The 21,912-nt window shown below is 72.0% G+C and carries 18 protein-coding genes; 3 read left to right on the forward strand and 15 right to left on the reverse strand.

The genetic code is table 11. The features are described from left to right. Positions 1-34 precede the first annotated feature (34 nt). Together KNO15_RS21430 and KNO15_RS21435 are read right to left on the reverse strand one after the other, a co-directional pair. Positions 35-1,750 (reverse strand): amidase, encoded by a 1,716-nt coding sequence (locus KNO15_RS21430; protein ID WP_241705983.1) that lies wholly within the window; start codon positions 1,748-1,750, stop codon positions 35-37. Positions 1,751-1,886: 136 nt separating this feature from the next. Next, complete coding sequence (locus KNO15_RS21435; RefSeq protein WP_241705984.1) at positions 1,887-2,918, reverse strand: agmatine deiminase family protein; 1,032 nt, start codon at positions 2,916-2,918, stop codon at positions 1,887-1,889. A gap of 58 nt (positions 2,919-2,976) precedes the next feature. Here KNO15_RS21435 and KNO15_RS21440 point away from each other — a divergent pair, with 58 nt between their 5' ends. After that, positions 2,977-3,588 carry a TetR/AcrR family transcriptional regulator gene (locus KNO15_RS21440; RefSeq protein ID WP_241705985.1) on the forward strand — a complete coding sequence of 204 codons (612 nt, stop codon included), beginning with the start codon at positions 2,977-2,979 and terminating at the stop codon, positions 3,586-3,588. Positions 3,589-3,616: 28 nt separating this feature from the next. Here KNO15_RS21440 and KNO15_RS21445 read toward each other — a convergent pair whose 3' ends face one another. The 7 genes from KNO15_RS21445 to KNO15_RS21475 all read right to left on the reverse strand — a co-directional run bounded on the left by KNO15_RS21445 (position 3,617) and on the right by KNO15_RS21475 (position 12,083). Further along, entirely contained in the window at positions 3,617-4,672 is a 1,056-nt protein-coding gene (locus KNO15_RS21445; RefSeq protein WP_241705986.1) for an alpha/beta fold hydrolase, read from the reverse strand. Next, positions 4,669-5,556 (reverse strand): alpha/beta fold hydrolase, encoded by an 888-nt coding sequence (locus KNO15_RS21450; protein ID WP_241705987.1) that lies wholly within the window; start codon positions 5,554-5,556, stop codon positions 4,669-4,671. Before KNO15_RS21450 ends, KNO15_RS21445 begins: the two co-directional genes overlap by 4 nt. Continuing rightward, positions 5,553-6,299, reverse strand: coding sequence for a 3-hydroxybutyrate dehydrogenase (locus KNO15_RS21455; RefSeq protein ID WP_241705988.1), 747 nt, complete (start codon positions 6,297-6,299; stop codon positions 5,553-5,555). Before KNO15_RS21455 ends, KNO15_RS21450 begins: the two co-directional genes overlap by 4 nt. A gap of 180 nt (positions 6,300-6,479) precedes the next feature. After that, entirely contained in the window at positions 6,480-8,792 is a 2,313-nt protein-coding gene (locus KNO15_RS21460) for a beta-glucosidase (protein ID WP_241705989.1), read from the reverse strand. 44 nt (positions 8,793-8,836) lie between these two features. Beyond that, complete coding sequence (locus KNO15_RS21465) at positions 8,837-9,718, reverse strand: carbohydrate ABC transporter permease (RefSeq protein ID WP_241705990.1); 882 nt, start codon at positions 9,716-9,718, stop codon at positions 8,837-8,839. Further along, positions 9,718-10,785 carry a carbohydrate ABC transporter permease gene (locus tag KNO15_RS21470; RefSeq protein ID WP_374113194.1) on the reverse strand — a complete coding sequence of 356 codons (1,068 nt, stop codon included), beginning with the start codon at positions 10,783-10,785 and terminating at the stop codon, positions 9,718-9,720. The genes KNO15_RS21465 and KNO15_RS21470 overlap by 1 nt, the downstream gene beginning before the upstream one ends. An 11-nt stretch (positions 10,786-10,796) precedes the next feature. After that, positions 10,797-12,083, reverse strand: a complete 1,287-nt coding sequence (locus KNO15_RS21475) for an ABC transporter substrate-binding protein (protein ID WP_241705991.1) — start codon at positions 12,081-12,083, stop codon at positions 10,797-10,799. A gap of 235 nt (positions 12,084-12,318) precedes the next feature. Between KNO15_RS21475 and KNO15_RS21480 the strand changes: the two genes are divergently transcribed. Next, entirely contained in the window at positions 12,319-13,317 is a 999-nt protein-coding gene (locus tag KNO15_RS21480; RefSeq protein WP_241705992.1) for a LacI family DNA-binding transcriptional regulator, read from the forward strand. A gap of 136 nt (positions 13,318-13,453) precedes the next feature. Continuing rightward, on the forward strand, positions 13,454-14,362 hold the full coding sequence (locus tag KNO15_RS21485) for a hypothetical protein (protein WP_241705993.1): 909 nt from the start codon (positions 13,454-13,456) through the stop codon (positions 14,360-14,362). Between the two features lie 63 nt (positions 14,363-14,425). Here the strand turns inward: KNO15_RS21485 and KNO15_RS21490 are convergent, their stop codons facing one another. Genes KNO15_RS21490 through KNO15_RS21515 form a run of 6 tightly spaced genes read right to left on the reverse strand, consistent with a single transcriptional unit; the run spans position 14,426 to position 21,903 of the window. Further along, positions 14,426-15,028 (reverse strand): TetR/AcrR family transcriptional regulator, encoded by a 603-nt coding sequence (locus KNO15_RS21490; RefSeq protein ID WP_241705994.1) that lies wholly within the window; start codon positions 15,026-15,028, stop codon positions 14,426-14,428. 30 nt (positions 15,029-15,058) lie between these two features. Beyond that, positions 15,059-15,529, reverse strand: a complete 471-nt coding sequence (locus KNO15_RS21495) for a hypothetical protein (protein WP_241705995.1) — start codon at positions 15,527-15,529, stop codon at positions 15,059-15,061. Continuing rightward, positions 15,526-16,707, reverse strand: a complete 1,182-nt coding sequence (locus tag KNO15_RS21500; RefSeq protein WP_241705996.1) for a hypothetical protein — start codon at positions 16,705-16,707, stop codon at positions 15,526-15,528. The genes KNO15_RS21495 and KNO15_RS21500 overlap by 4 nt, the downstream gene beginning before the upstream one ends. Beyond that, entirely contained in the window at positions 16,704-17,342 is a 639-nt protein-coding gene (locus tag KNO15_RS21505; RefSeq protein ID WP_241705997.1) for a hypothetical protein, read from the reverse strand. Before KNO15_RS21505 ends, KNO15_RS21500 begins: the two co-directional genes overlap by 4 nt. 5 nt (positions 17,343-17,347) lie before the next feature. Beyond that, complete coding sequence (locus tag KNO15_RS21510) at positions 17,348-17,956, reverse strand: SipW-dependent-type signal peptide-containing protein (protein ID WP_241705998.1); 609 nt, start codon at positions 17,954-17,956, stop codon at positions 17,348-17,350. Positions 17,957-18,000: 44 nt separating this feature from the next. Continuing rightward, positions 18,001-21,903 (reverse strand): IPT/TIG domain-containing protein, encoded by a 3,903-nt coding sequence (locus KNO15_RS21515; RefSeq protein ID WP_241705999.1) that lies wholly within the window; start codon positions 21,901-21,903, stop codon positions 18,001-18,003. Positions 21,904-21,912: the final 9 nt, after the last annotated feature.

Consider the following 21,912-nt stretch of genomic DNA (forward strand, 5'->3'; position numbering starts at 1 on the left):
GGGATTCGTGACGAATGTGCGCTCGCGGAGGGCGCTACGTGAGCCGCGGGGTGCGCGGCGGTTCGGTGCGGCGCCGTCCCGTCGCCTCGAACGCCGCCGCCAGAGCGAGGAGCGCCGTGTCGTCGTACGCCCTGCCCGCGAAGGTGAGCCCGACCGGCATCCCGATGTCGGCCATGGTGCCCATCGGCACGGTGACGGTCGGGATGCCCAGGTGCCGGGGCACCAGGTTGCCGTTGGCCACCCACACGCCGTTGCGCCAGCCCAGGTCGGCGGAGGCCGGGTTCACATCCATGTCGGCAGGTCCCACGTCGGCGGAGGCGGGGAAGACGACGGCATCGAGGCCGAGTGCATCCATCCACTCCTCCAGGTCGACGCGCCGGGTCTCCTCGAGTCCGCGCAGGCCGTCGGCGAGACCGGGGATGGAGGTCGGCGTCGTGCCGGGGTGCGCGCGCACCCAGCCCGGGTATTCGGCGATGTCGTCGTCGAACCCGTCGTAGCGGTCGGGAAGCGCGCCCTCCGGTGCCGGGAAGATGCGGGCGCCGTCGACGTCGGCCAGCGTGTCGAGTGCGGGATCGCCGTTCGCGGCGAGGAAGTCGTCCCAGGCCCACGCCGAGAGGTCGATGATCTCCCGCCGCAGGTACTCCGGCGAGACGAGCCCGCGGGTGGCGATCGTCGGGGCGCCCGGCCGGTCGCCCTCGTAGTTCGAGACCACGGGGAAGTCGGTCTCCACGACCTCGGCACCGGCCGCCTCGAGGTCGCGGCGCGCGGCCTCCCACAGGGCGATGATGCTCGCCCGCGTCTCGATGCGGCGACCGGTCGGGCCGCCGATGCCGCCGTGCTCGGCCGTGCCCGCCTCGTCGTCGCGGTTGATGTACATGCGCGGGATGGCGATGCGCTTGCCGGCCAGGGCAGTGCCGGCCACGGCCGCGGTGCCCAGCGCGGGGTACGACGCCGGGCGCAGCCGCGACGCGGGCGGGATCGGGACCCACGGCTGGGCGCGCCAGAAGTCGCCGCGCGTCTCGGTGTCGTCGGCCACGATGACATCGAGGACCTCCAGGAGGTCGGCCATGGTGCGGGTGTGCGGAACGACGACGTCCATCGTCGGCACGAGCGGCCAGTTGCCGCGCACCGAGATCACGCCGCGCGACGGTGTGTAGGCGCAGAGGGCGTTGTTGGAGGCCGGGGCCCGCCCCGACGACCAGGTCTCCTCGCCGAGCCCGAACGCGGCGAAGCTCGCCGCGGTCGCGGTGCCGGAGCCGTTGGACGACCCCGAGCCGAACGCAGCCGTCAGGTAGTCGCCGTTGTACGGGCTCTCGGCACGGCCGTAGACACCGCGCTGCATTCCGCCGTTCGCCATTGGCGGCATGTTCGTGAGCCCGAGCAGGATCGCGCCGCCCGCGCGGAGCCGCTCGATCGTGAAGGCGTCGCGCTGCGCGACGAGATGCTCGAAAGCGGGGGAACCGGCGGCGGCGGTGAGGCCGCGTGCCAGGTAACTGTCTTTGGCGGTGTAGGGGATGCCGTCGAGCGGGCCCCGAGTCTCGCCGCGTGCACGGCGCTCGTCGGAGGCCGCGGCCTCGGCGCGCGCGTCCGGGTTGCGGACGATCACGGCATTGAGGGTGGGCCCGGCGATGTCATAGGCGTCGATGCGGGCGAGGTAGGCGTCGACCAGCTCGACGCTGGTGGTCTCACCGGCCTCCAGTGCCCTCCGCAGGTCGGCGATGCCGGCCTCGACGACGTCGAATCGTGTCATGCGTCGACCTCCGTCGCCCTGTGCGAGCTCCGGGCGCCCGCTGCGACACACCGGCGAGCCGACCGTCCGTACGGCGTTGCGGGCCGGGTGGCGCCGCGAACCCCGGAACCGGTGACGCGTTCGGCGGGCGCGCACATCAGGCGACCGCCGGCTGCTGCTGCGTGATGCAGTGGATGCCGCCGCCACGGGCGAAGATCGGCCGCGAGTCCACCATGCTCACCCGGCGGCCGGGGTAGGCGGCCTCCAGGATCTCGGTCGCCTCGGCGTCGGCGCGCTCCTCGCCGAAGCCGCACGCGATCACGCCGTCGTTGACGACGAGGTGGTTCACGTAGCTCCAGTCGACGAAGCCCTCCTCGTCACGGACGGTCGCGGGAGCGGGAAGGTCGACGATGTCCCACGGGCGGCCCGCGGCATCGGTCGTGCCGGAGAGGAACGCCCGCAGCTCGCGCGAGACCTCGTAGTCGGGGTGCTCGGGGTTGCGCTGCGTGTGCAGCAGCAGCCGCCCGGGCGAGGGGATCGTGGCCACGATGTCGACGTGCCCGTTGGTGCCGAAGTCGTCGTAGTCGCGTGTCAGCCCGCGGGGGAGCCAGACCGCGTGGGTGGCTCCGATGGTGCGGGCGAGCTCGGCCTCCACCCGCGCCCGGTCGGCGTACGGGTTGCGGCGCGGGTCGAGCTGGACCGTCTCGGTGAGCAGCACGGTGCCGTCGCCGTCGACGTGGATGCCGCCGCCCTCGTTCACGAGCACGGAGCTGATCAGCTCCGCGCCGGTGCGCTCGGCGACGAAGCGGGCGATCTCCGCCGACTTGCGCCATTCCGACCAGGCGGGGTCGCCCCAGCCGTTGAACGTCCAGTCGACCGCGCCGAGCACGCCCGGGCGCTCGTCGTCGACCACGAACGTGGGACCGAAGTCGCGCATCCAGAACTCGTCGAGCGGTGCCTCCACCTGCTCGACGTGCGAGCCCAGCATGCGTGCGGCGCGCTCGCGTTCCGACGGGTCGACCACCATCGTCACGGGCTCGAACTCCGCGACCGCGTGCGCGACGGCGGTCCAGGCGGCGTAGGCCTCCTCGGCCGAGGCCGCGTCGTCGCCGAGGGTGATCCCGGCGCGCGGGAAGGCCATCCAGGTGCGCTCGTGCTGTGCGGTCTCGGCAGGCATTCGCCAGGTCATCGTGAACCTCCGGGCTCTATTGATCGGATGATCAATAAATACCTATACTGGACCCACGATGTCAAGAGCAGCCCGCAAACCGCCCGCCGAACGCCGCGCCGAACTGGCTGCGGCCGCGCGCGCTGTCGCCCTCGACGAGGGGCTCGCGGCGGTGACGCTGCGCGCGGTCGCGGCGCGCGCCGGGGTGACGCCGGCCCTCGTCGCGCACTACCACGAGTCGATGGACGGGCTGGTGGCCGAGACGTTCGTCAGCGTGGTGGCTGCGGAGCTCGACGAGTTGCGAGCGCTCCTCGCCGCGGAGCCGGACCCCGTCTCCCGGCTCGCGGGTCTGGTGGGCACCCTCCTCGACGGGTCGCGCGACGACGTGACGGTGATCTGGGTGGAGGCCTACGCGCTGGGCCGCCGCAACCCTGAGCTGGGCTCGGCCGTGCGTGACCAGATGGACGCCTGGAGCGACGTCATCGAAGGCGTCATCGAGAGCGGGGTCGCGTCGGGCGACTTCCGCACGGACGACCCGCGTGCGGCGGCCTGGCAGCTGCTCGGCATGATCGACGGCCTCAACGCCCAGGCCCTGGTGCGCTGGGGAGGCGCCGCCGAGCGCGGATCGCTGCTCGCCCACGCCCTCGAAGGGATGCTGGGGCTCGGCCGCGGGGTGCTCCTGGCGGGGTGATCGACTTGCGCGTGCCCCTCGGCGAGCCTCACCCCACCCACGCCGTGAGCTCGGCCAGGAACTCCTCGGGGCGCTCGATGTGCGGGGAGTGGCCGCAGTCCTCGAAGACGACCTCCCTGGTGGCGCCGCCGGCCGCGGCGTAGCGCTCGAGCACCGAGCGGATCTGCGCGAGCATCGGCTGCGGGGGCGCGACCTCCTCGCCGGGCCAGCCGGGGATGATGCCGGCCGCGCCGAGCTGGTTGAGGTCGAAGAAGGACGCGTCGTTGACGATGGCGTCGACCGCCCCGTGGATCCACAGGATGGGTGGCTTGGCGGCCGCGTCCACGATCCCGGTGGTGTCGAAATAGGTCGGCGCCATCGTGTTGAGCACACCGCGCGTCCCCGGCGCGAAGCCCGGCCATTCGGCCGTCGCGGTCGCGTCGCCGGGGTAGTTGTCCTCGCCCGTCGCGGTGGACAGCATCGACTCCACCCAGATGTCTTCGTACTCGGTCGTGAAACCGGGTGCGACGTACGCCGAACGGTAGACGGCGCGGGGGGAGGTCGGGGAGTCCTCACCGGTGTCGCCGGCCGCGAGACGCGCCACGAAGTCCGGGTTCGCGCCGCCGCCACCGGTGCCGGACGCGTCGGCGTTGAGCAGGCCGCCGTCGGACGCCGTGCCGCCGAAACCGTACGGCGAGACCGTGGACACCAGGGTGAGGCTGCGCACCAGGTCGGGGCGGTCGAGCAGCAGCTGCATGACCACGCCGCCGCCCATGCTCCAGCCGACCAGGTGCACCGCACCGGTCCCGAGCTCGTCGAGAACGGCGGCCACGTCGTCGGAGAAGTCGGCGACCCCGCGCGTCGCGTCGACCGGCAGGGTCTCGCTGTCGCCGAAACCGCGGAGGTCGACGGCGAGCGCCCTGATGCCTTCCGGGAGCGACAGCATCAGCGGCTGCCAGAACAGCGACGACGACACGTTGCCGTGCACGAACACGATGGTCGTTCCCGCGTCGTCGGGGTCGGCGGCGCGCTTCAGCACGTTCGCGGTGTAGCGGGAGGTCGGGATGCGGCGGGCGACGATGCCCGGCAGCAGGGTTCCGGTCACTGCGGTCTCCTTCGGGTGGTGGTGGAGCGGGGAGGGTGCGGCGGGTACGCGCCGGGGAGGTGCGGCGAGAGCTGGCGGACCCCGGCCTGCGTCATCACGATCGTGTAGTGGTTCACGTCGTCGGCCTCGTACGCCTCGAACCACGGCAGGCGCGCCCGCCACTCGGCGACCTCGTCCGGCAGGTACAGCGGGTCGGTGTCGAGAAGCCCGCGGGGCACCCGCACGAACGCGATCGGGAGGGTCAGCCCGGCGAGCGCTTCCGCGTAGCCGCCGCCGCCGTCCATCTCGAGCGCATTGACCGACATCGCCTCCTCGGACACGCTCGACCGCAGCTCGGGTGCGGAGCCGACCAGGTCGTAGAGCGCGTACCGCTCGACGTCGTCGTTCCACCAGGGCCCGAGGGCGGGATGCCGGCGCCAGAACGCGAGGTAGTCCTGCGCGCTCGCGAAGGTCATCCGCAGCCGGTCGCGCGCCGGGCCGAGGTCGGCGGTGCGCGAAATCGGGAGGCCGCCATCGATGAGCACGAGACGCTCCACCCTGTCGGGGTGCCGTGCGGCGAGCCAGACGGCGACGAACCCGCCCATCGAGTGGCCTGCGACCACGGCGCGCTCGATCCCGAGAGCGTCCATCATGCGCGCGACGTCGTCGGCGTGACCGGCCATCCCGTACGGCCCCGGCAGGTCACCGCTGCGGCCGCGGCCGCGCAGGTCGGGGGCGACGAGCCGCACGCCGGGCAGCGCCTCGGCGACGACGGCCCAGGAGAGGTGGTTGGCGGTGATGCCGTGGATGCCGACCAGCGGCATCCCTGCCGCTTCGGCATGCCACTGGCCGCCGGCGAGCTCGCCGCCGTCGACCGCGACACGGAACGGAGTGGGGGCGGTCACCGTGCGCTCCAGCCGCCGTCGATCGTGTAGCTCGCACCGGTGACCATGCGCGCGCCCTCCCCGGCCAGCCAGAGGGCGAGTCCGGCGACCTCCTCCGGTTCGACCAGGCTCTTGATCGCCGGCTCGGTGAGCATGATCTTCTCGACCACCTCGTCTTCGGGAATGCCGTGCAGCCGCGCCTGGTCGGCGATCTGCTTCTCGACCAGCGGTGTGCGCACATAGCTCGGCTCGATGCAGTTGGAGGTGACGCCGTGCACGGCGCCCTCCAGCGCCGTCACCTTCGACAGGCCCTCGAGCCCGTGCTTGGCGGCGACGTACGCCGACTTGAACTCGGACGCACGCAGACCGTGCACGCTCGACACGTTGATGATGCGCCCGAAGCCGCGATCGTACATCCCGGGCAGGGCCGCGCGGATGAGGAGGAACGGCGCCTCCAGCATGATCCGCAGGAGGAGCGCGAAGCTCTCCGGCTCGAACTCGGGGATCGGGCGCACGTGCTGGAGGCCGGCGTTGTTGACGAGGATGTCGGTGTCGAGCCGCAGGTCGCCGAGCGTCGCGGTCTGCGAGAGGTCGACCTCCCACGCCTCGCCGCCCAGCCGGTCGGCGACCGCGCGCGCCGCCTCGCCGTTCAGGTCGGCGATCGTGACGCGCGCACCCGCGGCGGCGAACGCCTCTGCGCAGGCGAGACCGATCCCGCTGGCTCCGCCGGTGATGAGCGCTCTGCGCCCCGAGAGGTCCGCCATCGCGTGCTTCCTTCCCGAGCGGTCCCGCCCACACCCGCACCCTACCCGCGGCCTCCCGCGCAGCGGAAGGAGCAGCCGCCGAGGGGCACGCAAACGCCCCCAAAAGCGCGTTTTGGGGGCGTCTACGTGCCCTTCGGCGAAAGGGCGGAAGGGCGGAAGGGCGGCGGAAGGGGCGGGAGGTCAGGCCAGGGGTGCGGGGGCGGGGGCGGAGACCTGCACGGCGACGAGGCGGCCGTCGGCCGGCGTGACGGCGTGCACGGGGCCGGTGATCTCGATCGACGTCGCCGTCTCGCGCACGTCGCACGACGGGCCGACCCACAACTCCACGTCGCCGGGCTCGACGATGCGGTCGCCGTCGCGGCCGGTGAACGCCAGCCGCGCGGTCGGCACCCGGAGGGCGACGACCGCCTCCTCGCCGGGCTCCAGGCTCACGCGCGCGTAGCCGAGCAGCTGGGCGACCGGACGCGTGACGCTCGCGAACACGTCGCGTGCGTACAGCTGCACCAGGTCGGTTCCTGCCCGCTCGCCGGTGTTGCGCACGGTCACGCGCGCCTCGAACACGCCGCCGGCGCTGACGGTCGTGTCGGCCTCCAGCGCGCTGCGCTCGAACGTCGTGTAGCTCAGTCCGTGCCCGAACGGGAGCACCGGAGTGCTGTCGGCGCTCGTGACGTCAGACGGGCCGCCGAGCAGCGGGTGCAGGTACGAGAACGGCTGCGCCCCGGCCGAACGCGGCAGCGACACCGGGAGGTGACCTGAGGGTGCGACGCGTCCGGAGAGCACGGCGGCGATCGCGCGGCCGCCCTCCTCGCCGGGGAAGAACGCCTGGAGCACGGCGGCGGGGGCGTCCGGCCCCTCCACGGCCCAGTCGATCGCGTACGGGCGACCCGACAGCACGATCACGACCGTCGGTGTGCCGGTGCGGACGACGGCCTCCACCAGCTCGCGCTGCACGCCGGGCAGCTCCAGGCTCTCGACGTCGTTGCCCTCGCCGACCGTGCCGCGGCCGAAGAGGCCGGCGCGGTCGCCCACCACGACGAGGGCGACGTCGGCGTCGGCCGCCGCGCTCACCGCGGTGACGATGCCGGAGCGGTCGTCGCCCTCCACATCGCAGCCGCGGGCGTGCACCAGCTCGGCGGCGGGGAACTCCTCGTGCAACGCCTCCAGCACCGAGGGCAGCTCGAACCCGAGCGGCACCTCCGGGTGGTGCGCGAGCACATGGTTGGCGAACGAGTAGCAGCCCATCAGCGCCTCGGCGGCGTCGGCGTTGGGCCCGACGACGGCGATCCGCGCGGCGGCGCGGTCGCCCTCGAGCGGCAGCGTGCCGTCGTTCGTCAGCAGCACGAGGGATTCCTCGGCCAGCCGCAGCGCCAGCTCCCGATGTGCGGGGGAGTCCAGTTCGACCAACGTGGGGGGCGTGTCGAAGGTCTCGTCGAGCAGGCCGAGCTCCTCCTTCTGGGCGAGCAGCCGCAGAACGGCCCGGTCGACCAGTGCCTCGTCGGTGAGACCCTCGCGGATCCGCGCCGCCAGCGGGGCCAGGTAGGCGTCGCCGGTGGGGAGCTCGACGTCGATCCCGGCCGACAGGGCCAGCTCGGCCGCCTCGCCGCGATCGGCCGCGATGCGATGCATCGTGTGCAGGAACGCGACGGAGAAGTAGTCGGCCACGACCGTCCCGTCGAAGCCCCACTCGTCGCGCAGCACACCGGTCAGGTATTCGGCGTTGGCGCCGACCGGCACGCCGTCGATCTCGGCGTAGGAGTTCATCACCGAGCGCACGCCGCCGTCGCGGATCGCCATCTCGAACGGAGGCAGCAGCACGTCGCGCACCTCCCGGGTGCCGGCGTGCACCGGGGCGTGGTTGCGGCCCGCCTGCGACGCCGAGTAGCCGACGAAGTGCTTGAGCGTCGCGTGCACCCCGGACGACTGCAGGCCGCGGACGTACGCGGTGCCGATCGTCCCGACGACGTACGGATCCTCGGCGATGCACTCGTCAACGCGGCCCCAGCGCGGGTCGCGGATCACGTCGAGCACCGGCGCGAGACCCTGGTGGATGCCGAGCTCGCGCATCGAAGCGCCGATCGCGGCGCCCACCTCCTGCACCAGCTCCGGGTCGAACGCGGCGCCCCACGCGAGCGGCGTCGGGAACGTCGCCGCCTTCCACGCCGCCAGCCCGGTCAGGCACTCCTCGTGCACGAGCGCCGGGATGCCGAGCCTGGTCTGCTCGCGCAGCCTCCGCTGCTCCGACCACAGCCAGCCGGCACGCTCCACGGGGTCGACGGGACGGGTGCCGTAGACGCGGGTGAGGTGCCCGATCCCCTGAGCGGTCGCGTCCTCGTAGCTCTGGCCGGTGGTCATCTCGCCGTCGAGCGGCGCGACGTTGTCGTCGCCCTTGTCGACCCAGTAGCCGACGATCTGCGCGAGCTTCTCGTCGAGCGTCATCCTGGCGTGCAGTGCGCGCACGCGCTCGGAGACGGTGGGGAGGTTGTCAGTAGTCATGCTTCTTTCCTGCGTACGGGGTTGTGCGTGGAGCCGGAGCCGGCTCAGCCCTTGACCGCGCCGGTCAGACCGCCGACGATGCGGCGCTCGAACAGGCTGAAGAAGATCAGGGCGGGAATCATCGAGAGCGACGTGAAGGCGAGCACCTTCGAGGTGTCCGTCGCGTACTGCGACGAGAACGCCTGCACGCCCAGCGGGAGGGTGAAGCTGGCCTGGTCGTTCAGGATGAAGAGCGGGAGCAGGTAGCTGTTCCAGCTCGCGATGAACGCCAGGATGCCGACCGTGATCACGCCGGGGAGCGACAGCCGCAGCACCATGCGGAAGAAGAAGCCCAGGCGGCTGCAGCCGTCGATGAAGGCGGCCTCCTGGATCTCATCGGGGATCGCGCGCAGGAACGGCACCAGGATGATGATGGTCGTCGGCAGCGCGAACGCGATCTGCGGGATGATCACGCCCGCGAGCGAGTTCATCAGGCCGAGGTTGCGCACCACGATGTAGAGCGGCGTGATGGCGACCGTGATCGGGAACATCAGGCCGGCGGCGAACAGCGCGTAGAGGAAGCCGCTGCCCCGGAAGGTGTACCGGGCGAGCACATAGCTGGCCATCAGCCCGAGCGCGACGGCGCCGACCGTGGTCACGAGCGCGGTGATCGTCGAGTTGAGCACCTGGCCCCAGAACACACCGCCCGTGAGCACGTCGAGGTAGTTCGCCGGGTTCCACGGGTTCGGGAAGCCGGCGGGGTCGACGGTGATCTGCGAGTTGGTGCGGAAGCCGCCGATGATGATGTACGCGATCGGCACGATCATCAGGGCGATGACGATCAGCGCGATGAAGTAGACCAGCGGTGAGCCCCAGGGCAGGCTCTTCCGCTCGGCACGGCGCGCTGCGCGCGAGGAACGGGTGGAGGGAGCGGTGAGGGTGGTCATCACGCCGTCCTTTCTTTCGCGGCAGCGTTGCGGCGGCGCTTGCGGTCGGCGTTCTTCGCGGTGGTCACAGCGCCTGCGGTGTCGCGGCGGAGGACGAAACGCTGGTAGATGAGCGCGACGACCAGGGAGATGAGGAAGATCACGACCGCGACGGCGTTGCCGTAGCCGTAGTTGCCGGCGTTGCGGCCGTTGGCGACCATGTAGGTCGCCATCGTCGAAGTGCCGGCGGTGGAGGCCACGTACTGACCCCAGATGATGTAGACCAGGTCGAACAGCTGGAGCGCGCCGATGATCGAGAGGAACGCCCAGATCCGCAGCGTCGGTGCGAGCAGCGGGAGGGTGATCCTGCGCTGGATCTGCCAGTACGACGCGCCGTCGAGGGCGGCGGCCTCGTAGAGTTCCTCGGGGATGCCCTGCAGGCCGGCGAGGAAGAGGATGACGGCGAAGCCGACGTACTTCCAGGTCAGGATGGCCATCAGGGTCCAGATGGCGATGTTCGGGTCGGACAGCCAGTCGTGCGCCAGCCCGCCGAGGCCGACGTTGTGCAGGAAGCCGTTGAGCGCGCCGTTGGTGGCGAGCATCAGGCTCCAGCCCGTGCCGACGACGACCTCCGAGATGACGTAGGGCACGAAGATCAGCACGCGGATGATCGACTGGCCCTTCATCCTCCTGTTGAGGAGGAGCGCCAGGAGGATGGCGATCGGCCCCTGGATGACGATGGACATCACGACGATGAACGCGTTGTGTCCGAGCGCCGCCTGGAAGGCCGGGTCGGTGAGGATGACGAAGTAGTTCTGGAGTCCGACGAAGTCGGTGGGCGTTCCGTATCCGGCCCAGCGGAAGAAGCCGTAGTACGCGGCCATCACGACGGGGAAGATGACGAACGCCAGGAAGACGATGACGGCGGGGCCGGCCAGGAGGAGGATCTCGGCGCGGAGGCCCCAGCCCGCGCCGCGGCGGCGGCGCTGCGGCGACGGGAGCGACGCGGCTGCGCCGCTCCCGTCGTGCTGCGCGAGATCCGCCGTCGACAGGTGCTCGGTCGAGGTTGACTCGCGGGTGTTGCTCACAGTGCGGCCTCTCAGCCCTTCTTCGCGGCGTCGTTCGCGGCCTGGATCATGCCCTTGGCGTCGGTCTTGCCGGCGAGCATGTCGACCACGGCGACGTTCAGCGCGTTGCCGATGTTCTGGCCGAGCACCGTGTCGAGCCACTGCGAGACGTACGGAGCCTTGTTGTAGGCGGCGAGGACGTCCTTCAGGTAGGGCTCGGTGACCTCCTTCTGCGCGTCGGTGTTGACCGGCGGCGAGTTGAAGGCCTTGTAGTAGTTGATCTGCTGCGGCGTGGTGGCGATGAAGTTGAGGAAGTCGGCGCACTCCTTCGGAGCCTTCACCGAGCACGAGTAGCCGTCGACGCCACCCATGATCGAGCCGGGCTCGCCCTTGCCGCCGGACAGCTCAGGGAACGGGTAGAAGCCGAGGTCGGGCAGGGGCTTCTGGTCGGGGGTCAGGGAGGCGATCACGCCCGGGTCCCACGCTCCCATGAGCTCCATCGCGGCCTTGTGGTTGGCCACCAGGCCGGCGGAGGAGCCGGCGCCCTGCTGGGCGGAGGTGGTCAGGAAGCCGTCGTTGAACGGCTTCTGAGCGGCGAAGTCCTGGAGGTCCTGAGCGGCCTTCGTCCAGCAGGGGTCGCTGAAGCTCTTCGAGTCGGCGGTCTTCTGCATCGTGGCGCCGGAGCACTCGCGGAGGGCGAACCAGTAGAACCAGTGCGCGGCCGGCCAGGCGTCCTTCGCGCCGAGGGCGATCGGGGCGACGCCCGTGCCCTTCAGCTTCTGGACGTCGGCGCTGAGGTCGTCGATGGTCTTGGGAGCCTCGGTGATCCCGGCCGCGTTGAAGAGGTCCTTGCTGTAGAAGAGGCCGCCGGGAAGGACCGCGAGCGGCATGGCCCAGACCTTGTCCTGATAGGTCTCCGCCTTGAACGAGCCGGACGAGATGACCTTCTTGGTGTCGGAGGATACCTTGTCGGTGAGGTCCATCAGCTGGCCCGCCTGCACCATCGCTGCCATCTTGCCGCCGCCGCGCTGCAGGAAGATGTCGGGGGCGTCACCCGAGTTGAGCGCCGTCTGGAGCTTGCCGTCGAGGTCCTCGTTCTGGATCGACTGCATCTTGATGGTGACGTTCGGGTTGGCCTTCTCGAAGGCCGCGATCGCGTCCTTCCAGTACTGCTGACCGGGGCCGGTCGTCGAGTTCTGCCAGAGCGTCATGCTGACTTTGCCGTTGCTGGAGCTGTCGGAGGTGCCGCTGCAGGCGGTGAGCGCGAGCGAGCCGGCGGCCAGGACAGCTGCTCCGATGAGGAGCTTCTTGGCTTTCATGTGATTCCAACCTGTTCTCTTCGTTGAGCGGCATCCACGTGATCGTCGATGCCCGGTGACGTGTCCGTGCGGGGGGTTTCGGTCGGGCGAAGCCTCTCGCCTGGGCCGATCCACGGTCTCGTCGGGGTCCGGGAGGCTGACCGGACCGTGTCAGTGTCGCAAGGCCACCTGGGAGTGTCAAACGTTTTCGAAATCCTTTTCGAAATCCTTTTCCATCTTGCTATGCTGCACGGTCATGGGACGACGACCAACCATCAACGACGTAGCGGAAGCGGCGGGCGTTTCCGCCGCGACCGTGTCGAAAGCGGTCAACGGCCGCTACGGCGTCGCCTCCCACACGGCCGAGCGCGTGCTGCAGGTCGTGGAGGAGCTCGGCTACGAGTCCAGCCTGGTCGCGAGCAGCATGCGGTCACGCCAGACCGGCGTGATCGGAGTGCTGGTCGCCGACTTCGAACCGTTCAGCGCAGAGGTCTTGAAGGGCGTCGGGGCGGCGCTCGCCGACTCCCGCTACGACCTCCTCGCCTACAGCGGCTCGCGCCAGCTCTCCCCCGAGGGGTGGGAGCGGCGCTCGCTCAGCCGGCTGAGCGGCACACTGATCGACGGCGTCATCATGGTGACCCCCACGGTCGTCAACGCGAACGCCGACGTCCCGATCGTCGCCGTCGACCCGCACACCGGCCGCGCCGACCTGCCCACCGTGGAGTCGGACAGCTTCGGAGGGGCGCGCAGCGCTGCCGACTTCCTGATCGGGCTGGGGCACCGCCGCATCGGCTTCGTCGCCGGCCGCCCCGACCTGCGGTCGTCGGCGGCGCGCGACGCCGGCTACCGGCGCGCGCTCAGCGAGGCCGGGATCGCGTACGACCCCGCGATCGTCGGCGTCGGCAACTACGAGCAGGAGAGCGCCAGGGAGGCCGCCCGCCGGCTCCTCGCCGCCCCGGAACGTCCCAGCGCGATCTTCGCCGCCAACGACCTGTCGGCCATCGTCGTCATCGAGGTGGCGCACGAGCTGGGCCTGGAGGTGCCGCGCGACCTCTCCGTGGTCGGCTTCGACGACATCCCCGAGGCCTCGCGATACTCGACGCCGCTGACCACCATCCGGCAGCCGATGGGACGCCTCGGCGCGGCCGCGGCCGAGATGGTCGTCGCGCTGATGTCGGGCGAGACCCCCGACCCGACCCACGTGCGTCTCCCGACGCGCCTCATCCGCCGGGCGAGCACCGCCCCGCCCGCCTAGCCGCCCCCTTCCTGCGACATCGAAGGGCACCCAAACGCCCCAAAAACCGTGTTTTAGGGGCGTTTGGGTGCCCCTCGGCGGGTGGGGTTGTGGATAACTCGGGAGGGCGGGCGGCTCTTGTGCGAGGGTGGCGGGCATGCCACGACAGCGCAGCGCCCTTCCTGCCGGACTCCGGGACTCCTCGTTCACGACTGCCGAGGCGACCGCGCTCGGCGTCGGCAGCAAGCGTCTGCGCGGCGGCGACCTCGTGACGCCGATCCGGGGCACCCGGCTCACCCGGGAGGCCGACGGGCTGATCGCACGGTGCCGCGCCTACGCGCTGCACCGTCGCGTCGACTTCGCCTTCAGCCACGCGACCGCCGCGAGCCTGTACGGCGTCCCGTTGCCGCGCACGGACGACCGCATCCACGTGAGCGTGCGTGCGCCGGGCCGGGCGCCGGACATCCGGGGTCACGTCGGGCACAAGCTCTCGCGCTGGGAGACGCGCACCGTCCACGGTCTGCCGGTCACGACGCCGGAACAGACCTGGCTCGACCTGGCCCAGCTGTTCCCGCGCGATGCGCTCGTGGTCGCGGGCGACTTCTTCGTCGGCGGCGATGCACCGCTCACCGATCGGATTGCGTTGGCCCGCGCGATCGCTGCGTCGCCGGGGCGTCGAGGCATCGGCCGGGCGCGGGAGGCGATCCACTCGATCCGCCACGGAGCGGAGTCGCCGGGAGAGTCACGGCTGCGTCTGCTCCTGGCTGATGCCGGCCTGCCGGTTCCGCTGCTCAACCATGAGCTGCGGGATGCGTCGGGAGGATTCGTCGCACGTATCGACCTCGCCTATGAGCACGCACGGGTCGCGCTCGAGTACGAGGGCGACATCCACCGCGTCGACCGCCGGGTCTGGCAGAAGGACATCCGCCGCCGCGAGCGCGTCGAGGATCTCGGTTGGCGCATGGTCCGCGTCACCGCGGACGACCTCCACACTCCGGCAGTGCTCGTCCACCGCGTCCGAAAGCTCATCGAGGGGCACGCAAACGCCCCTACACGCGGGTTTTAGGGGCGCTTGCGTGCCCCTCGGTGGACGGAGGGGAGGGGAGGGGAGGGGAGGGCGCGGCGCCCGTCAGAGCGTGGTGGGGGCGCCGAGGCCGTCGGCGGCGGCCCGCATCGCGGCCTCGGCGCTCGCGACCGTGATCAGCGAGTTGCCCGCGACGATGTGCAGCCCGTAGGCGTCTTCGAGCGCGACCAGGTTCATCGCCAGGGTCTCCAGGGGCAGCGCGGGAGCGAACACCCCCGCCGCGATGCCGCGCTCCAGGATGCCCGCGTAGGTCGCGAGCTGGCGCCGGTACATCCGTTCGACCAGTTCGTCGTGGAGGGTGGAGGTGCCCGCCAGCACGTCGAACTCGTAGAGCAGGCGCATCAGCGCGTCGTCCGGCCCGCTCGGGAGGCCCTCCCGGATGGCGGCGGCGAGCTGCAGCTGCGGCTCGGCGATGCCGGCGACGACTGCGTCGCGGTGGTCGCAGAAGCGTTCCAGACCGGCGCGGTGGGCCTCCACCAGCAGTTGGTCGAGGTCCTCGTAGTAGTACAGGATCGCGCCGCGGGTCAGCCCGGCCTTCGCCGCCACATCGGCGAGCGAGAGCGAGCGGAGGCCGCGCTCGCCGACGGCGCTCAGCGCCGCCTCGATGAGGTCGGCGCGCCGCTCGTCCTGCTTGCGGGGTCGGGCCATGCCTCGACACTACCGGCGCCCGCGCCGCGGTCAGGCGCACGTCCACAGCAGCACGACGCCGCCCACGCCGAGCACTGTGGTGATCGTGCGGGTCTGCAGGGAGGGCGGCGATGTCCAGCCCGCGGCGTTCGCCGTCACGGTGACCGTCGAGGTGCCGAGCAGCGACAGTGTCGCGCCGGTGACGCTCCCGCTCGTCCCCGACACGGTCGCGGAGCCGCTCCCCGCCGTCCCCGTCCAGGTGAGCGTGTAGCTCTGCGGTGTCAGCGCGCTCCCACCGGAGGCCGGGGCCGTCCACGTGAACGGGACGCCGCCGGAGAGGAGGCCGCTCGCCGACCCGCAGCTGAGCGTCGGCACCGGGTTGATGGTCGCCGATGAGACTAACGCCGTCGTGAAGCTGCTGCGCGACCATCCGGCGTCCGCGCGCGGAAGAGACGCCGTCGCCGACGGCAGGAGTAGCCCGGCGGCGAGGCCGACGACGAGGAGGACGACGCGGCGCTTCACGACGGCCGCCTCCTGGACCGGGCGAACGCGGCCGCGGTGGTGCCCGCCGCTATGGCGCCGCCGGCGAGCAGGAGCGGAAGCTCGGGGACGCCCGCCCCGGTGTCCGCCAGCTCGTTCGGCCGGGTGGAGGCGCTGACGGAGTCGCCGGCTCCCCACGCCCAGACCGCCAGTTCTGCGGAACCGCGCGACGTGGAGCCGGGGGCGACGACCACGTCCACCGCCAGCCAGCGCTGAGCGGTGGAGGGCATGGAGCCGATGGGGCGCGGAGCGGAGCCGGGGAGCGCCGCGGCCGGCGTGGCTTGGAGCAGTGTCTCCGGCGCGCCGGGGCAGGTGGTGCCCGCCCACGGCGCGGGGCAGGCGATGACAGAGACGATGAGTGACGGGGTGAGTGCGCCGGTCGCGGTCAACCCGAGCCGGATCGTCGCGGGGGTCGGCGGGTGCGCGGAGATTCCGACCGTCCATCGGACCGGGGCGCCGGGACGGAGCGCAGCGAAGCGCTCGGGATCGGCGACGGAGGTGAGCGTGAGGTAGCGGCTCGACGTGGTGGTGACGACGGTCGCGGCGTGCGCTCCCGGGGCCGGCCCGGCGACCAGGGCGCAGACCGCGATGCCGGTCCCGGCCAGGATGACGGCGACGGCCGCCGCGCCGGAACCGGGCGTGCGGTGCCGGCCGCGGGCCGCCCGCCGCGCGCGGTCCTCCCTCGGCCAGAACGCCCATCCCACCAGGGCGGCCGCTCCCAGCGTCGCGGCCCCGAGGAAGACCGGGCTCGACGCGAACGCCACCGCCTGCGCGCCTCCTGGCACGCTCGCCACGACGATCCGCACCTGGGTCACCCGGTAGGGGGCCGGATCGTCTGCCGCGTTCGCATCTCCGCGCAGCACGAGTTCGGTGATGCCGTTGCCCGCCGGGATCGCGCTGACGACGCGATGGGTGATCGGGAGCTCGCCAGGCCGGTCGACGGTCACGACGTCGCCCGGCCGCACCTCCGACGCGGGGATCGCCCGGACGAGGGCGACGGCGCCGGCAGGGATGGTCGGGCTCATCGAGCCGGTGCTGAACAGGATCAGACCGACGTGGAAGACGACGGCGAGGATCGCGCCCACGATGCACAGCGCGCCCGCGGCCGCCGCGAGCGTCAGCAGCGCGTCGGCAGTTCTGGGGACCAGTCGTGTCGTCATCCCGACACCGCCGTGAACTGCCAGGTCGCGGAGGCCGACCTGCCCTGGAGGCTGTTCGCCGCGCCGGTCGGGAGGGTGACCTCGAAGCAGAATCCGGTGGGGCTGCCGGGCGCGCCGGCGGTGGCGGCGGCCAAGGGGTTGACCACTCCCGCCTCCTGACCGGCGGTGAGCGGTCGCGTCGTACCTGCTGACCCGACGACGAAGGCCGGCGTGCCGGAGAACGCCGACGCGGCGCACGTCCCCGTCGTGCGCACGACCCGGTACACGAGCGCCCCGCCCAGCGTGGCCGCGTCCGTGCCGCCGAGCGTCGCCCCGTTCAGTGTCACCGTGCCGGCGACCGACGCGGCCGTCGTGCGGATGAGCACGGGCAGATACGCGGAGACTCCGGGGGCGAACGCACCGGAGATGGTCGCGCTCGCGCCGGGGGCCGTGGCGTTGGCGGCGTAGGGGGAGCCGCCGACGCTCGACTCGGTGGCGAACACCGAGCCGGTGAACGACGCGGTGCCGTACTCGACATCCGTCCAGCTGGCGAGCGTCATCCCGGCTCCCGATCCGAGTACGACGCCCGCAGCCAGCACCGCCCGCAGCCGGAGCGCCCGAACACTCCGGCTGCGCGGCGGCGGCTCGAGGGGCATCGGCGCTACTGGCTCGCCGCCTGGAACTGCCAGGTCGCGCTGCCGCTCTGGCCCTGGGCGAGCCCCGGGCCCGCCGTCACCTTGAAGCACAAGTAGACCGGCGCCCCTGCCGAGCCGCCCGTGCCCGCCGCCAGAGAGAACGTCGTCGAGGCCGGGACCGTGCTCAGCGCCGTTCCCGCGGGGACGAGCGTGGTGCCGGTCGTCGCCGCGGTGCAGCCGAAGGTGGTCGTCTGCAGCAGCTGGTAGGTCAGGTTGGTCACGGTGCCGGCGGTGCCGGCACTGGTGACGGTCACCGTGGCGTTGTTCGTCGTGTTCGCCGCGAGCTCCACCGCGAACGGCGCGGCTGCGACGTCGGTCGGTGACAGGGATGCGGCGTTCACGGTGAAGGGCAGAGTCGCCGCCGTGCCGGCGGTGGCGTGATCGGTGAAGGTGGTCCCGTCGGTGCTGCCGACCAGGTTGAACGTCCCGGCGGTGAACGTGCCGGTCGCGAACTCCGAGTCGTTCCAGGCGGCGAGTGTCACGGCGGCGCCGGCGCCGAGCACGAGCCCGGCGGCCAGCACGGCCCTCACTTTGCGGCGGCGTCCGGAGGCGCGCACCGCTGGGGTGTCGGTCATGGTCTCTCTTCCTTCTGCTTGGTGCGTTTCTGGCAGGCGCGTTTCTACTGAGCGCGCCGGGTTCGACGCAGGACGATCACGGCGCCGCCCAGAGTGAGCAGCAGGCCGAGGCCGGCGAGCAGCATGGCGCCGCCGGTGTCGGACCCGGTGTCGGCGAGGCCGCTCGGGTCGGAGCCTGTCGCTGCGGAGCCGGTCGATCCGCCTCCCGCCGGGGGATCGACGTAGCGGAACCCGCCGGAGAGCGTCCCGGTGCCGCAGGCCGCCGTGCCCACCACGGTGACATCCACCGTGCCGGCGCCGGCCGGGCTGACCGCCGTGAGCGTGGCGTCGTCGATCACGGCGAACGAGGTCGCCGGTGTCGTCCCGAACAGCACGGCGGTCGCGCCGGTGAAGCAGCCGCCCGTCACCGTGACGGTGGTGCCTCCGCCGTTCGGTCCGGAGCCCGGCGTCACCCCGTCGACGGTCGTCCCGGGGTCGTAGGTGAAGGTCGCGGGGGGCGTCGAACCGACCGGTGTCGTCGCCACGATCGGGACGGCGCCGGCGGCGTGCGCCGGTGTCGTGATCGTGATGGTACCGTCACCGACGACCGTGAACGGGACGGACTGACCGTCGACGGTGACGCCCGTGGTTCCCGTGAACCCGCTTCCCGAGATTGTCACGGTCGTGCCGCCGCGCGCCGGTCCGTGATCGGGTGCGAGTCCGGAGATCGCGGGTGCGCCCGGGACGACGTCGAAGGTGAACGTCCCGGGGGAGGACGCTCCGTTCGGGTGCTGCACGATCACTCCCACCGCTCCCGGCGCATGGGCCGGTGTCGTGACGGTGATCGTGGTGTCGTTCACGACGGTGAAGGCGGTGCCGGGAGCGCCTCCGAAGGTCACGCCGGTGGCTCCCGTGAACCCGGTACCCGTGAGGGTGACGGTCGTGCCTCCGGTCTGCGGCCCGTGCGTCGGGGTGAGGCTCGTGATCGCCGGCACGGCGAGGTAGGTGAAGGTGCCGGGAGCGGAGTCTGCGACGGGGGAGAGTACGACCACGTCCACCGGGCCCGGGGTCCCCGCAGGCGTGGTGGCCGTGATCGTGGTGTCGTTCACCACGGTGACCCCGGTCGCCGGCGCGCCGCCGACCGTCACGCCGGTGGCCCCGGTGAACCCGGCACCCGTGATGGTGATCGCCGTGCCTCCGGTCTGCGGTCCGCTGTTCGGCGTGATGCCGGTGATGGCCGGGACGGCGAGGTAGGTGAAGGTGCCGGGCGCGGAGTTCGCGACCGGGTGCTGCACCACGACGTTCACCGCCCCAGGAGCGTGAGCCGGTGTCGCGACGGTGATCGTGGTGTCGTTCACCACCGTGAACCCCACCCCGGGGATGCCGTCGAACGTGACCCCGGTGGCACCCGTGAATCCGCTGCCGGTGATGGTCACGGCGGTGCCGCCGGTCTGCGGGCCCTGGGCGGGGGCGATGCCGGTGATGGCCGGGACCGGGAGATAGGTGAAGGTGCCAGGCGCGGAGTCGGCCGCCGGGTTCTGCACCACGACGTCCACGGCGCCCGGCGCTCCGGGCGGCGTCGTGGCCGTGATGGTGGTGTCGTTCACGACGGTGACCCCCGTGGCCGGGACGCCGTCGAACGTGACGCCCGTCGAGCCGGTGAAGCCGGATCCCGTGATCGTGACGGTGGTGCCTCCGGTCTGCGGTCCGCTGTTCGGCGTGATCGAGGTGATGGCCGGGACGGCGAGGTAGGTGAAGGCGCCAGGGGCCGAGTCCGCGACCGGGGACTGCACGACCACGTCGACCGCCCCGGGCGCGCCGGGCGGTGTCGTCGCGGTGATGGTGGTGTCGTTCACGACAGTGAACGCGGTACCGGGGTTCCCGCCGAAGGTGACGCCGGTCGCGCCCGTGAAACCGGAACCGGTGATGGTGACGGCCGTCCCTCCCGTGGCCGGTCCGCTGGCGGGGGCGATCGAGGTGATCGCGGGGACGGGCAGGAACGTGAAGTCCCCGGGGACGGACTGGCCGCCGGGAGCAGTCACCACCACGCCGACCGGGCCGACGGCGTGCGCCGGCGTGGTCGCGGTGATCGTGCCGTCATTCACCACGGTGACGCCCGCGGCCGGGGTGCCGCCGAAAGTGACGGTCGTCGCGCCGGTGAAACCGGAGCCCGTGATGGTGACCGGCGTCCCTCCCGTCTGCGGGCCGCTGGCTGGGGCCACCGCGGTGATGGCCGGAGCGGCGAGGAAGGTGTAGGTCAGCGGAGCCGTCGCGCCCAGCGGATGCTGCACCACGACGTTCACCGCCCCGGGTGCGTGCGCCGGGGTGGTCACCGTGATCGTGGTGTCGTTCACGACGGTGAACGTGCCGCCGGCGATCCCGTCGAAGGTGACGCCGGTCGCGCCGGTGAAGCCCGTGCCGGTGATCGTCACGGTCGTGCCTCCCGCCTGCGGCCCCTGCGCCGGTGTGATGCCGGTCGCGGTCGGCGGAGCGGCGAGCGTGTCGGGGCCGACGCTCGCGTTCGCGACGTCGAGCACCAGAGCTGATGCCGCTGGCAGGACGGTCGCGCGCAGGGCGGTCTCGGTGAACACCCCACCCGTGGTCGACTGGTTGTTGGCGGTCAGCGTCACCACCTGGCTCAACACGGGGTCGAGCGCGGGGACGAGCGTGTTCGCGACCGGCGCGATCACCGCGGGGCCGAGCGCCGTGACGAGGGAACCCACCGCGCTCAGCGGACCGGTCAGCGCGCTCAGGACCGTTCCCAGCGGGAGTCCGAGCCCGATGCCGGCGAGAGCGATCCCGGAGGTGTCGCCGCCGAGGAGCGCCCCGACGGTGGAGTTCACGGTGACGACCGGCACGCCGAGCACACTCACGCCGGCGGTCACGCCGAGCCCGTCGATGGCGGTGGTGAGGGTGTTCTGCACGCGCGTCAGGAGCGACCCGACGACGCCGGTGATGCGGTTGCCGATCTCGGCGATGACCGGGCCGCTGAGGAGGTTCGTGTCGGGGGCGAGACCTTCGAGGGCCGTGATCGCGCCGAGATCGACGGTGACCGTCCCTGTCCCGAGGTCGATGGCGATACCGGGATAAGCGGGGTCGGTGATCGTGCCGGTGAGGAGCGGCGCGACGGACGCCTGCAGGTTCGCGGCGCCGACGGTGGCCGAGGTGGTGAGCACACCGGCGAGCGGGAGACCGGCGAGGGAGGTCGCGAGCGTGCCGCCCGGCCCAGAGAGACCGTCGACGGCCGTCTGCACGGTCGCCACCTGGCTGGTGATGGCGCTGGTCAGTGCGGCGAGGGTGGGGCTCTGGAAGCTGACCCCGGCGTCGGCGATCGAGTACGAGCCTGTCGCTGCACCCGGCGCGGTCTGGGCCGCCCGCGCGGCTGTGATGCCGACACTGAGGTCGAGCTGTGCCACTTCGTTCAGGGTGGCGGTCGGGAGACCGAGCGAGGAGACCGCTTGCGCGAGGTTCAGGTGCAGTGGACCCGGCGCGACACCCGGGGCGGGGGTGATCCCCGTTCCGATGTCGCCGGTGGCGGAGGTGAGACCGGACGCGCCGACCGACGACCCGTTCTGCAGCGCGGAGGCGTACTGCCCGACCACTCCTGCGCTGCCGAGGTCGAGCGGCAGCTGGATGCCGCCGGGAGCGGTGAGTGTCACCGCGCCGAGCACGCCGACGTTGAGATTGTTCGCGTTCGTCTGATCGGCTGTGCCGTCGCTGACGGCCGTCTCTCCGCCGAGCGAGGCGACGAGGGCGGCATCGAGCCCGAGCAGCGAGCCGCTCAGGTAGTGCCCGGTCGCCGCGGAACTGTCGCCGGCCGCCGCCTGTGCCGGAAGTGCCCAGATGCCCGCGCCCGTGAGCAGCAGGGCGAGCGAGGTGCCGATCGCGGCCGGCCGCAACCCTCGGTGCCCTCCCTTGCCCTCGGTGATCGGTGCGTGTGCGCGGAGACTGCTGAGACCGGAACTCACGATGTTTCC

Origin of the sequence: Leifsonia shinshuensis (genome assembly GCF_022606355.1) — a bacterium.
GTDB classification, from domain to species: Bacteria; Actinomycetota; Actinomycetes; order Actinomycetales; family Microbacteriaceae; genus Leifsonia; species Leifsonia shinshuensis_B.